Raw genomic sequence first — 12,506 nt, 5'->3', positions numbered from 1 at the left:
TTCACCTACTGCGCTTCGTTAGAAGGTTCAGATGGCTTGAGGTCGTCGAGGATGAACCGAACCGTATGAATCGCCATTAATGAAAAACACACAACCAACACCCCGTTGATGGTGAAATATGACATGCCCATGACGGGGGTCACTTTCGTTGAGAGCATGGTGTAGTTGAAGCTCAGGTAAGCCATGAGAATGTTAAGCGCCAAGAGAAAGAAAGAGATCATCAAGCGAAAATATCGCTGCCCTGACGCAGGGATAAAACTCAGAATGACATCAACGCCCATGTGCAGCTTGTGCTTGTAGCAAGAGCTGATCCCAAAGTAGACCGCCCAGGTAAAGCAAATCACGGAAAGCTCTTCACTCCATGGCACGACGAAGCCGAGACCGTAGCGTAAGAAAACGTTGATGATGACTACCAGAACAGTGATAGAAATCGCTATAGAGGCAAGGATTTCCTCTAAGTTGTATATAAATCGCATTACAACTCCAACACATAGAAAAACGCCCCACTAGAGCAAGCGGGGCGTTAAAAGGTGTTTATTTTGATGCGCGGATTTTCTCCAGCTCCGCGTTAATGGTCGCGTGAACGCCTTCGCTCCAGGTAGGGAACTGGTTGTAAACTTCCGCGGTCAGCTTGTTGAACGCAGCCGTGTCAACATCGTTGAAAGTCACGCCTTGTTCTTTCAGCTTCTGAGTGTACTCTTCGTCAAGCTTAATCAGTTGCTCAGTGTTAGATTCCGCACCGGCAACGATCTCTTCCACCACGATGTTTTGCTGTTCTTCAGAAAGCTTATCCCAAACGCTTGGCGAGATATAAAGACCAACGGTGCCTAGGAAGTGGCCTGTCTTAGACATGTTTTTAGCAACTTCATAGATTTTTGTTGAGTACATGGTCAGGATTGAGCCTTCCAAACCATCTACAACACCCTGCTGAACACCGGCATAAGTTTCTGGGAATGGGAGAGCCGCAGGTGCCGCACCCATTGATTGCAGTGTGCTGATAAACAGTTGGCTACCAGGAACACGGATACGCATGCCTTTCATGTCTTCCGGTGTTTTGATCTCTTTATTGGTGATCATATGACGGAAGCCAAAGATGTAATCGGCATTCAGTACCTTGATACCTTTCTTCTCAACCTGTGCAGTCAGATCGGCTACGTAATCTGATTTCATCAGCGCGAGATATTCATCGTAATTGTTGTAAAGCATGGGGCCAGCCAGCGCTGCGAAATCTGGCACATAGTCACCGAGGTAGCTCAGATCTTCTACCGCAATCCAGTTCGCACCGTTTACAACCTGCTCAAGGTTGTCTTTGTAAACAGGAAGCTGACCGCCAGGGAAGACTTTGATATTAACGCTGCCGTCTGTACGTTCACGAATCTTGTTTGCGACTTTAATCAGTTCTTGTGTCAGCAGTTCATTTTGCTGAAACACAAGGCTCATGTTGATGTTCACTTTATCTGCAGCTAGGGCATTCGAGGCCATGCCGAAGATCGCTGATAGGGAAAGTACAGTTCCAAGGAGTAATTTTTTCATTCTGTTGCCTTTAGTTCTTAGTGAGGTCCATTTTTTACCAAGTGCACTTTGGCTTAATGTAATAGCGTTTCTGTAATTATTGTGAGGTCGCTCGAATAACGATACGGTATTACGAGAATGTTTCAAATGAACATCTATATGTTCGTTCGAATGTTGTGATCATGTTAACAGCTCGCTTTTTGTTAGCTTGAGTCTGCAGGTATACGCTGTGCATTCTTGGTTTTGTGGCGTGTGAGTACTTATAATTTCAAATGAACATTTTATGGAAGGAAAAATGATAATTGGTCATCGAGGTGTGGCAGCCATCGCACCCGAAAATACCTTAGCTGGGATCAATGCGGCAGCGGACAGTGGCCTTGATTGGGTAGAATTGGACACCCAGCTTACCTCTGACGATGTGCCGGTATTGTTTCACGATGAAACAGTCGACAGATGTACAGACGGAAAAGGTCGATTGGATAGCTTCTCGCTTGAGCAACTGACGTTGTTAGATGCGGGCGCATGGTTCAACGAACAGTTCCGTGATGAATGCATTCCAACGTTACACCAGACGCTTACACTCTGTGCAAAAAGAGGGATGGGCGTCAATCTCGAGATAAAGTGTTACGACGAGACAGATGTAGTCTTGTTGGTTGAAAAGGTTGCAGAGGTAGTGAAGGAAACCCAGTTCCCTTTAGATCAGCTTTTACTATCAAGCTTTTCCTTGGCGGCTATAAAGTGTTGTGCCGAGATGCTGCCGGACTATCGGGTGGGACTTATCACAGACCAAAGTTCACCAGACTTTCTTTGTGACATTGAGGACTTAGAGCTATTCAGCATTCATTGTGACCAACGTACTCTGACGGGCGAATTGGCAGAGGCCATTACTCAAAAGGGCTACCAGCTAAATATATGGACCTTAAATGATGCTGGAAGGGTGCAAGACTTTCTCAATAAAGGGGTCACTCACATCATTACGGATGACCCAGAGATATTTTCGCCATAAATGGACTTTTGATGATAGTGGGGACGACTTCTATGACACCTAGACAAAGACAAATCCTCGATTATCTAAAAGCCAATGGGAATGTGCAGATTGAAGAACTGGCAGAGATGTTCTCAATCACCACCCAAACTATCCGGCGCGATGTGAACTGCCTTTCTGAGCAGGGGTTGGCGCGTAGGGTTCATGGAGGAGTCAGCCTCCCGGCTATTCTGACAAATACAACCTATCAGTTTCGTTTTCAACTTGAGTCCGAGATAAAACAAAGACTGGCGAAGAAGCTAGTAAGCCATATTCCTGAAGGCTCTACCGTGTTCTTGGGAATAGGCACGTCTATGGCTTACATTGCGCAATGTTTTGCGCAATACGAGAAACTGCGTATTGTGACAAACAACCTTGAGGTCGAGAAGGTGCTTCAGGGAAGCCCCAATGTGGATGTTTTTTTAGCAGGTGGGTTAGTGAGAAGCCAGCATCAGGATGTGGTTGGGCAAAGTGTTTTGAGGTTCTTTGAAGATTTCGAAGCTGACATCGGCATTGTCGGTTGCGGGTCGGTCACCGGAAGTCATTTTGCTATGGAGCATGAGCCCATCGAGGCAGAAATATCTAAAGCCATTATTGCGAATTCTAGGGAAACTTGGCTATTGGCAGATGCCAGTAAATGGGGCAGGTTTGCGTCATCTAAGGTAGCAAGGTTGTCTGATTTCACTAAGGTATATACAAACCAAGATTCACTGCCTTCAGATATTGCTGTGTGTGAGGTGAAATAGCCTCCGCGAGGTAGATATTCAGGTGGTTTGACTGTCAGAGGAAAAGGAGGCCGCGACCGAGTCAGAGGTTCGCGGCTTTTTTTGCTACAAAAGAAACTTGGTAATCGAATTCCAATGAAACATCTTCACTGGGGGTCGAGCGGCACGTCAGGATCTCACCGACGGCAAGGTATGCCATCGCGTCTCCCTGAGCAACATTGCCTTTATCTAACTTGCAGCGACAGGCTCCACAAACACCATTCCTGCATTGGAATTCTGGCTGCAGACCTGCTTGCTCGAGTTGCTCGAGCAGAGGCTGATGGGTGTTGCCCACCAGCGTTTGTCCGTTCACTGTAATAGCGATTCGGCTCATAGTTCGAAATCACCCAGATCGTCGATATCAACGTCGTTGTCTATTTGGCCAACCAAGTACGAACTGATTTCTGCTTCCTGTGGAGCAACCTGAACGTTGTCAGAAGACAACCAAGCATTGATCCAAGGAATAGGGTTCTGGCTCGCGCCTTGGTACGCAGGTTTGAGGCCAACAGCTGCCATACGCAGATTCGTAATGTATTCCACGTACTGGCACAGAATGTCTTTGTTCAGACCAATCATTGAGCCGTCTTTGAATAGGTATTCTGCCCACTCTTTTTCTTGCTCAGCCGCATCTTTGAACAGGTCAAAACAAGTTTGCTCACACTCTTTAGCGATCTCGGCCATCTCTGGATCGTCTTCACCGGAACGCAGAATATTCAGCATATGCTGGGTACTAGTCAGGTGAAGGGCTTCATCGCGGGCAATCAGCTTAATGATCTTTGCGTTACCTTCCATCAGCTCACGCTCAGCAAACGCAAATGAACAGGCAAAGCTTACGTAGAAACGAATGGCTTCCAGCGCGTTAACAGACATCAGACAAACATAGAGCTTTTTCTTCAGCTCGCGCAGAGACACGACAACGGTTTCGCCGTTAACCGTGTGTTCGCCTTCGCCTAAACGATGGTAATCGCTGGTGGCCTTAATCAGGTCATCGTAGTAACCCGCAATGTCATTCGCTCGCTTGATGATGTGCTCGTTCACCACAATGTCATCAAACACCAGTGCCGGATTGGTCACGATGTTACGGATAATGTGAGTGTAAGAGCGCGAGTGAATGGTCTCTGAGAAAGACCAGGTCTCAATCCAGGTTTCCAGTTCTGGAATAGAAACCAGCGGCAACAGTGCCACATTCGGGCTGCGGCCTTGGATTGAATCCAGCAGCGTTTGGTATTTCAGGTTGCTGATGAAGATATGTTTCTCATGCTCTGGTAGCTTGTTGTAGTCGATGCGGTCACTGGAGACATCGACTTCTTCGGGGCGCCAGAAGAAAGAAAGCTGCTTCTCAATCAGCTTCTCGAAAATTTCATATTTTTGCTGGTCGTAGCGAGCAACGTTAACCGGCTGACCAAAGAACATTGGTTCTTTGAGTGCGTTATTGTTTTCTTTAGAAAAAGTGCTGTAAGCCATTGCCGTAAATTTACCAATCAGGTTGAAACTTCAAAGAGGGAGCCAATGCTCCCTCCAAATTCTGTACTTAGATTTTGCAAGCGCCGCCTGCGCAATCATCATCTTGTGCTGCGAGATCTTTCTGCGCATCGTCTGCACCGTCACGGGTGTTGTGATAGTACAGGGTTTTAACACCCAACTTATAGGCAGAAAGCAGATCTTTAAGAAGCAGCTTCATTGGTACCTTGCCACCTGCCTGTTTGCTTGGGTCGTAGTTCGTGTTGGCAGAGATTGCTTGGTCCACGAACTTCTGCATCAGACCAACCAGTTGCAAGTAACCGTCGTTTGACTCGATGTTCCAAAGCAACTCGTAGTTGTCTTTGTATTTGTCGTACTCAGGAACGACCTGCTTCAAGATGCCATCCTTAGACGCTTTAATTGATACGAAGCCTCGCGGTGGTTCGATCCCATTGGTTGCGTTAGAGATTTGCGAAGAAGTCTCTGAAGGCATCAGTGCAGAAAGCGTTGAATTACGCAGACCATGCTCCATGATCTCTGCGCGCAATGCATCCCAATCAAAGTGCAGTGGCTCGTCACAAATCGCATCCAAATCACGCTTGTAAGTGTCGATTGGCAGCAAGCCTTTCGCGTAGTTAGTTTCGTTAAACGAAGGACATGCGCCTTGCTCTTTCGCCAGGCCAACAGACGCTTTCAACAGGTAGTACTGAATCGCTTCGAACGTACGGTGGGTCAGGCCGTTTGCGCTGCCGTCTGAGTAACGCACGCCGTTTTTCGCAAGATAGTAAGCAAAGTTGATCACGCCTACACCCAGTGTACGGCGGTTCATGGTCGCTTTACGTGCTGCTGGCAGCGGGTAATCCTGATAATCCAGCAGTGAGTCCAGAGCACGGATAGTCAGGTCAGCCAGTTCTTCCAGCTCGTCCAGTTCTTTAATCGCACCCAAGTTGAATGCAGAAAGAGTACATAGTGCAATTTCGCCCTGATCGTCTTCAACGTTGGTCAGAGGCTTAGTTGGCAGCGCGATTTCCAGACACAGATTAGACTGACGGATCGGCGCAACCTGAGGGTCAAACGGGCTGTGAGTATTACAGTGGTCCACGTTCTGAATGTAGATACGACCCGTTGAGGCACGCTCTTGCATCATCAGCGAGAAAAGTTCGACCGCTTTGCGGGTTTCACGCTTGATGGATGGGTCGTTCTCGTACTGAACGTACAGACGCTCAAATTCTTCTTGGTCTGCAAAGAACGCGTCGTACAGTCCAGGTACATCTGATGGTGAGAACAGTGAAATGCTCTCGCCTTTGATCAGGCGGGTGTACATCAGCTTGTTAATTTGAACGCCGTAATCCATGTGACGAACACGGTTTTCTTCAACACCGCGGTTATTTTTCAAAACCAGCAGACTTTCTACTTCACGGTGCCACATTGGGTAGAACAGGGTCGCTGCACCACCACGTACACCACCTTGTGAACAACACTTAACAGCTGTCTGGAAGTATTTGTAGAAAGGAATACAACCGGTATGGAAAGCCTCGCCTCCGCGTATTGGGCTACCCAGGGCACGGATGCGACCAGCGTTGATACCAATACCTGCACGCTGACTCACGTAGCGAACAATTGCACTCGCCGTTGCGTTGATGGAATCCAAGCTGTCATCACACTCGATCAGTACGCAAGAGCTGAATTGACGGGTTGGTGTGCGTACACCAGACATGATTGGTGTTGGCAGAGAAATCTTGAACAGAGATACCGCGTCATAGAAGCGACGGATGTAGTCGAGACGGGTCTCTTTCGGGTAGTTGGCAAACAGACATGCTGCAACCATAATGTACAAAAACTGTGCACTTTCGTAGATTTCACCAGTAACACGGTTTTGTACCAAATATTTACCTTCCAGCTGTTTCACTGCGGCATATGAAAAGTTCATATCGCGCCAGTGATCAATGTAGCTGTCAAGAATGTTCAATTCTTCGGCAGTGTAGTCTTCTAGTAGGTGCTTATCATACTTGCCCATATCAACCATTTTGCTGACATGATTAAAAAGTGTTGGTGGCTCGAATTGGCCGTAAGCCTTCTTACGCAAGTGGAAAACCGCTAAGCGAGCTGCCAGATACTGGTAGTCTGGGGTCTCTTCAGAGATCAGATCTGCAGCAGCTTTGATGATGGTTTCATGGATGTCTTCAGTTTTGATACCGTCGTAAAATTGAATGTGAGAACGGAGTTCGACTTGTGATACAGAGACATTGTCGAGGCCTTCAGCGGCCCAGGTGATGACGCGGTGGATTTTGTCGAGATCTATATTTTCCTTAACACCACTGCGCTTTTGGACGGTAATTTGTTGGTTCATTTATCTTGTTCCCGGTATTTCCTTGCCTGAAGAGCTGTTTTTGTAAAATTTCACAAATTGCAAGGATGATTTGTGATCAATATAAAACTTATGGCGTAGTCACTAAAACACTATATATGGGGTCTACGCTCGTCTTGAGTAACAAGATAGTGGTGAGGGGGAGATAATGCAAGTTCCCGCTGAGACAGGTGTCTGTGGATATCTTGGGGATGGGAATTGTTATGTTAGTGCTCACTCACTGTTTTATACCAAGTAAGGCAATGGTATAGAAAAAATCAACGTTTTTTACGGTACGAAATCAAATAAAAAAAAATATTCTGCTTGCCTGATGACGCTTTCGGTGCATCCCGTTAAGCGTCTGAATAGTGGTTATTTTCTGTTCTGGGCCAGTGTGATTGGGATCAGAATAATGACAGAATCTCTACAGGTTTATTAAAAATCTGATCGGCCTCCCATTCGGTTGGTCGATCGGTTTCGCCGATATACCCCCATGACGCCACCGCAGACATCATGTTGGCGGCTTTGGCAGCCACAATGTCATTCTGTATATCCCCAACATATAGGCATTGTTCTGGCTTAATAGTCAGAATCGAAGCGCCGTGGAGCAGCGGCGCAGGGTGTGGCTTTGCATGTGGTGTAGTATCGGCACAGACTATGGTTCTGGCCTGTAAGAGCAAAGGGAAGTAGGGAAGGAGCATTCCAGTAAGAAATCCCGGCTTGTTTGTCACAATACCCCAGGGGATCTGCCGTTCGGTGAGTTGTTCAAGCAATTCGATGACACCACTATATAGTGTGGTTGTGGTGCAAATGTTTTCTGCGTAGTGCTCGAGGAAGGAAAGTCGCAGTTGGTCGAGGTCTTTTCCTTGCAGCGCATCGCCAAAGCCTGTGCGAAGTAGCCCTCTGGCACCATGGCTGGTATTGGCCTGAATTTGGCTTTCAGAAAGAGGAGGGAGCCCATGATCTCTTAAAACACAGTTTGCGGCATTGGCCATATCCGGCGCGGTATCCAGTAAGGTGCCATCCAAATCAAACAGAACTGCTTCTACGCTTCCTTTCATTAATGTTCCTTGTTCAGGTTTTAGTGCTGCAAAATAAAGCCCGGATTATTCCGGGCTTTGAGTATGTACGATGTAGTTCACGTCCACATTACGTGGTGACAGCCAGTATCGATCCGTCAGTGGGTTGTAATGCAACCCTGTCATGTGCTGTTCCTGAAGCGGCGTGTAGTCAATCATCTTCAGTAATTCAGAAGGGCGAATGAACTTGTTATGGTCATGCGTGCCTTTAGGCACAATCTTCATCACATGCTCTGCACCGACAATCGCAAACAACCAGGATTTAGTGTTGCGGTTTAGGGTAGAGAAGAATACGTGACCGCCCGGTTTTACCATCTTCGCACAGGAAGCAATCACAGAAGCCGGATCAGGAACGTGTTCCAGCATTTCCATGCAAGTCACCACATCGTAATGGCCCTGATGTGCTTCAGCATGTTCTTCGGCAGTAGATTGTACGTAAGAGACTATCGTGCCTGTTTCTAGCGCGTGCAAACGTGCCACCGTTAGTGGCTCTTTGCCCATATCGAGGCCGGTTACATCGGCACCTTCTCGTGCCATGCTTTCTGCTAAGATACCGCCACCACAACCAACATCGAGTACTTTCTTACCAAAAATCCCGTCGCTTTTCTCAATCACATAGTTGAGGCGAAGGGGATTGATTAGGTGTAAAGGCTTGAACTCGCCTTCCAGATCCCACCAACGGGAAGCCATGTCTTCGAATTTTTGAATTTCCGCCGGATCGACGTTGAGTTGGGTTGTCATCTACATCTTATCCCTAAAATTTTTTTCCATTATACCCGTTTTGATTGCCATTGCAGGTGGAAGATTCATTGCTCAATACAACAAGGTTGAAGTCTTTAAGATTTGAATGTTACTACGGTTGACGGATAGTTATAGATTGAGCGAGGAGATCACAGAGCCGGGGGCAGACCCCCGGCGAGATTGGAAAAGTAGATGGTTATCGTGTTGGATAAAAGTTAAGCGGCATTGGTAACGGCAACAGCAGCCAGAAGCCCTAACAAAGTGTATTTTCCAACAATGATTGCCATACCCACCGCATTGATTGCTTGATGTAACATAGCGCGCCCCCGATTTTTCTTAACGCCACTTTGCTGTGTCATGGGTATTTTACCTACAGAAACAAGGGATATTGAGAGCAGGTTCCCATTGTACTTTTCCATCCTTTATTACGTCCGGATCCGTGAAGTAGGTGGTTTTCTCTGCTGAATGGCGATTTAGCCGGCTTTGGATATGAAAAAAGACGCCTGAGCGCTTCTAAGCCTTTTTGGCAAATTTTGCTGGTTCCACCCTGTCATTGAGCGTTTTTTGGCCCTGTCGTGCGTTAGAGCGCCAAAATAAGAGTAATTCGTGATTTATCTCGGGTTTAGGCTGTGACTCTTTGCCCGCTTTTATGGTATTCTCACCTGTCTTGCACGTAGTCATTTTTGACATACTTACCTGAGGGATATTGGCTCCATGAGCGATCTTGCTAAAGAGATCACGCCCGTCAACATTGAAGAGGAGCTGAAAAGCTCATACCTCGACTACGCGATGTCAGTTATCGTGGGTCGTGCTCTTCCAGATGTGCGTGATGGCCTGAAGCCTGTACACCGCCGCGTTCTTTTCGCGATGAATGTACTGGGCAATGACTGGAACAAAGCATATAAAAAATCTGCGCGTGTTGTTGGCGATGTGATCGGTAAATACCACCCACACGGTGACAGCGCTGTTTACGACACCATTGTTCGTATGGCTCAGCCGTTCTCACTGCGTTACATGCTGGTCGATGGCCAGGGTAACTTCGGTTCGATTGACGGCGACTCAGCGGCAGCAATGCGTTACACCGAAGTTCGCATGGCGAAAATCGCCCACGAACTGTTGGCTGATCTGGATAAAGAAACTGTCGATTACGTTCCTAACTACGACGGTACTGAACAGATCCCAGAGGTAATGCCTACCCGTATTCCTAACCTTCTGGTGAACGGTGCTTCCGGTATCGCCGTAGGTATGGCGACCAATATTCCTCCGCATAACCTGACAGAAGTTATTAACGGTTGTTTGGCGTACATTGAGAATGAAGACATCACGATTGAAGAGTTGATGACTCACATTCCAGGCCCAGACTTCCCAACTGCTGCAATGATCAATGGCCGTAAAGGCATTGAAGATGCTTACCGCACTGGTCGTGGCAAGATCTATCTGCGTTCGAAAGCAGATATTGAAGTCGAGAAGAACGGTAAAGAAACCATCATCGTTACCGAAATCCCTTATCAGGTGAATAAAGCGCGTTTGATCGAGAAGATCGCCGAGCTGGTTAAAGATAAGAAGATTGAAGGCATCAGTGCACTGCGTGATGAGTCTGACAAAGACGGTATGCGCATTGTTATCGAATGTAAGCGTGATGCGGTAGGTGAGGTTATCCTCAACAACCTGTACGCACAAACTCAGCTTCAAACCTCTTTTGGTATCAACATGGTTGCGCTGGATAACAACCAGCCACGCCTGTTTGGCCTGAAAGATATGCTGAAGTGCTTCGTGAATCACCGCCGCGAAGTGGTGACACGTCGTACTATTTTCGAACTACGTAAAGCACGCGACCGTGCCCATATCCTTGAAGGTTTGGCGATTGCACTGGCGAATATCGATGAAATCATCGAGATGATCCGTAATGCACAAACCCCTGCGATTGCGCGCGAAGAGCTGCAAAACCGTGGCTGGGAATTGGGTACTGTCGCCGCAATGCTGGAAGCAACCGGTGTTGATGCTGCGCGTCCTGAGTGGCTGGAAGACGAGTTCGGTGTTCGTGACGGTAAGTACTACCTGACTGAACAACAAGCGCAAGCTATCTTGGATCTGCGCCTGCACAAACTGACAGGTCTCGAACACGAGAAGATCCTGGATGAATATAAAGAGCTGCTGGCACTGATCGGCGAGCTGATGTTCATTCTGTCCAGCCCTGAGCGCCTGATGGAAGTGATCACCGAAGAGCTGACTGCTGTTCGTGATGGTTTCGGCGATGAGCGCCGCACTGAAATCACAGCTGCAAGTGCCGACATCGACATCGAAGATCTGATCAATCAGGAAGATGTTGTTGTGACCCTGTCGCACGAAGGTTACGTGAAGTATCAGCCTCTGACTGACTACGAAGCGCAGCGTCGTGGTGGTAAAGGTAAGTCAGCGACTCGCATGAAAGAAGAAGACTACATTGAGCGTCTTCTGGTGGCAAATACACACGATACTATTCTGTGTTTCTCAAGCCGTGGCCGTATGTACTGGCTGAAGGTGTACCAATTACCTCTAGCATCACGTACTGCTCGTGGTAAGCCAATTGTCAACCTCCTACCTCTAGAGCAGGATGAGCGCATCACTGCGATCCTTCCTGTTAAAGAGTACGAAGAAGACAAGTTCGTCTTCATGGCAACCGGTGACGGTACTGTGAAGAAGACGCCGCTGACTGATTTCAGCCGTCCTCGTAGCGCAGGTATCATCGCAGTGAATCTTCGTGAAAACGACTCTCTGATTGGTGTTGATATCACTACTGGCGATAACCACATCATGCTGTTCTCGAAGTCTGGTAAAGTTGTCCGCTTCAACGAAGGCCAGGTTCGTGGCATGGGCCGCACCGCAGCTGGTGTTCGCGGTATCAAACTGGCAGAGGGCGACAAAGTTGTTTCTCTGATTGTCCCTCACAATGACGGTGACGTTCTGACGGTAACTGAAAACGGTTACGGTAAACGTACAGAGCTTGCTGAGTACCCAGCGAAGAGCCGTGCAACTCAGGGTGTTGTATCTATCAAGGTTTCTGAGCGTAACGGCTGTGTAGTTGGTGCTGTTCAGGCTGAAACCGGTGATGAGTTCATGATGATCACCAACGCAGGTACGCTGGTACGTACCCGTGTGGCAGAAGTCAGCCAGGTTGGCCGTAACACCCAGGGTGTGACGCTAATCCGTACCTCTGAAGACGAAAAAGTGGTTGGTCTTCAGCGCATCGATGAGCCTGATGAAGAGTTGCTGCCATTGGATGAAGACGGTGAAGTTGACGCAGAAGCGCAACCAACTGCCGAAGCACCAGCAGAAGACTCAACAGATGGAGAAGCGACCGAGGAGTAATTCCTGGCCTGTATTCATCAATCTGAAAAAAACGCAGCATTCGCTGCGTTTTTTTTATTCCCTTTTTAATTGTGTCGTCATTAGATCAACACTTTCCGTTCCAATCGCTTGCGAAAGGTGATAAAACAAAACGAACAACAATTCATCACGGCTTCTCACTGCCCCCATTTGCGGGCGTTGTCGGGAATGAATTTCCTCAGTGACAAAATTAGAAAGCCATAAATAAGCGA

The 12,506-nt window shown here is 47.6% G+C and carries 10 protein-coding genes; 3 read left to right on the top strand and 7 right to left on the bottom strand.

Annotation, left to right across the window (positions count from 1 at the left end):
- Window positions 1–5 precede the first annotated feature (5 nt).
- The gene (locus tag K6Q96_RS11570) at window positions 6–476 is read right to left on the bottom strand and encodes a TRAP transporter small permease (RefSeq protein WP_002539218.1); all 471 of its coding nucleotides are present in this window, start codon (window positions 474–476) and stop codon (window positions 6–8) included.
- A 58-nt stretch (window positions 477–534) separates the two neighbouring features.
- Window positions 535–1,533 carry a C4-dicarboxylate TRAP transporter substrate-binding protein gene (locus K6Q96_RS11565; RefSeq protein ID WP_251875866.1) on the bottom strand — a complete coding sequence of 333 codons (999 nt, stop codon included), beginning with the start codon at window positions 1,531–1,533 and terminating at the stop codon, window positions 535–537.
- A gap of 274 nt (window positions 1,534–1,807) precedes the next feature.
- Here K6Q96_RS11565 and K6Q96_RS11560 point away from each other — a divergent pair, with 274 nt between their 5' ends.
- Together K6Q96_RS11560 and K6Q96_RS11555 are read left to right on the top strand one after the other, a co-directional pair.
- On the top strand, window positions 1,808–2,518 hold the full coding sequence (locus K6Q96_RS11560; protein WP_251875864.1) for a glycerophosphodiester phosphodiesterase family protein: 711 nt from the start codon (window positions 1,808–1,810) through the stop codon (window positions 2,516–2,518).
- A gap of 32 nt (window positions 2,519–2,550) precedes the next feature.
- Window positions 2,551–3,282 (top strand): DeoR/GlpR family DNA-binding transcription regulator, encoded by a 732-nt coding sequence (locus K6Q96_RS11555; protein WP_251875862.1) that lies wholly within the window; start codon window positions 2,551–2,553, stop codon window positions 3,280–3,282.
- 61 nt (window positions 3,283–3,343) lie between these two features.
- On the opposite strand, the gene K6Q96_RS11550 is transcribed toward K6Q96_RS11555, so the two are convergent.
- From K6Q96_RS11550 to ubiG, 5 genes are all read right to left on the bottom strand, one after another.
- The gene (locus K6Q96_RS11550) at window positions 3,344–3,634 is read right to left on the bottom strand and encodes a 2Fe-2S iron-sulfur cluster-binding protein (RefSeq protein ID WP_251875859.1); all 291 of its coding nucleotides are present in this window, start codon (window positions 3,632–3,634) and stop codon (window positions 3,344–3,346) included.
- Complete coding sequence (gene nrdB, locus K6Q96_RS11545; RefSeq protein WP_251875858.1) at window positions 3,631–4,764, bottom strand: class Ia ribonucleoside-diphosphate reductase subunit beta; 1,134 nt, start codon at window positions 4,762–4,764, stop codon at window positions 3,631–3,633. The genes K6Q96_RS11550 and nrdB overlap by 4 nt, the downstream gene beginning before the upstream one ends.
- Before the next feature lie 67 nt (window positions 4,765–4,831).
- A complete protein-coding gene (gene nrdA / locus K6Q96_RS11540; protein ID WP_251875857.1) occupies window positions 4,832–7,111 on the bottom strand; it encodes a class 1a ribonucleoside-diphosphate reductase subunit alpha in 2,280 nt (759 codons plus the stop codon).
- Between the two features lie 401 nt (window positions 7,112–7,512).
- Window positions 7,513–8,169, bottom strand: coding sequence for an HAD family hydrolase (locus K6Q96_RS11535; RefSeq protein ID WP_251875856.1), 657 nt, complete (start codon window positions 8,167–8,169; stop codon window positions 7,513–7,515).
- Between the two features lie 45 nt (window positions 8,170–8,214).
- Entirely contained in the window at window positions 8,215–8,928 is a 714-nt protein-coding gene (ubiG, locus tag K6Q96_RS11530; protein ID WP_251875855.1) for a bifunctional 2-polyprenyl-6-hydroxyphenol methylase/3-demethylubiquinol 3-O-methyltransferase UbiG, read from the bottom strand.
- Between the two features lie 714 nt (window positions 8,929–9,642).
- On the opposite strand from ubiG, the gene gyrA reads away from it, so the two are divergent.
- The gene (gene gyrA, locus K6Q96_RS11525; protein ID WP_251875854.1) at window positions 9,643–12,276 is read left to right on the top strand and encodes a DNA topoisomerase (ATP-hydrolyzing) subunit A; all 2,634 of its coding nucleotides are present in this window, start codon (window positions 9,643–9,645) and stop codon (window positions 12,274–12,276) included.
- Window positions 12,277–12,506: the final 230 nt, after the last annotated feature.

Source organism: Grimontia kaedaensis (assembly GCF_023746615.1).
GTDB classification, from domain to species: domain Bacteria; phylum Pseudomonadota; class Gammaproteobacteria; order Enterobacterales; family Vibrionaceae; genus Enterovibrio; species Enterovibrio kaedaensis.
Note: the sequence above shows the minus strand (reverse complement) of the source record. Positions and strands in the feature narration are given on the sequence as shown.

Excerpts from the sequence above, each read along its gene's own strand:
- K6Q96_RS11570 (WP_002539218.1), bottom strand. The coding sequence starts at position 476 with ATGCGATTTATATACAACTTAGAGGAAATCCTTGCCTCTATAGCGATT.
- K6Q96_RS11565 (WP_251875866.1), bottom strand. The coding sequence starts at position 1,533 with ATGAAAAAATTACTCCTTGGAACTGTACTTTCCCTATCAGCGATCTTC.
- K6Q96_RS11560 (WP_251875864.1), top strand. The coding sequence starts at position 1,808 with ATGATAATTGGTCATCGAGGTGTGGCAGCCATCGCACCCGAAAATACC.
- K6Q96_RS11555 (WP_251875862.1), top strand. The coding sequence starts at position 2,551 with ATGACACCTAGACAAAGACAAATCCTCGATTATCTAAAAGCCAATGGG.
- K6Q96_RS11550 (WP_251875859.1), bottom strand. The coding sequence starts at position 3,634 with ATGAGCCGAATCGCTATTACAGTGAACGGACAAACGCTGGTGGGCAAC.
- nrdB (WP_251875858.1), bottom strand. The coding sequence starts at position 4,764 with ATGGCTTACAGCACTTTTTCTAAAGAAAACAATAACGCACTCAAAGAA.
- nrdA (WP_251875857.1), bottom strand. The coding sequence starts at position 7,111 with ATGAACCAACAAATTACCGTCCAAAAGCGCAGTGGTGTTAAGGAAAAT.
- K6Q96_RS11535 (WP_251875856.1), bottom strand. The coding sequence starts at position 8,169 with ATGAAAGGAAGCGTAGAAGCAGTTCTGTTTGATTTGGATGGCACCTTA.
- ubiG (WP_251875855.1), bottom strand. The coding sequence starts at position 8,928 with ATGACAACCCAACTCAACGTCGATCCGGCGGAAATTCAAAAATTCGAA.
- gyrA (WP_251875854.1), top strand. The coding sequence starts at position 9,643 with ATGAGCGATCTTGCTAAAGAGATCACGCCCGTCAACATTGAAGAGGAG.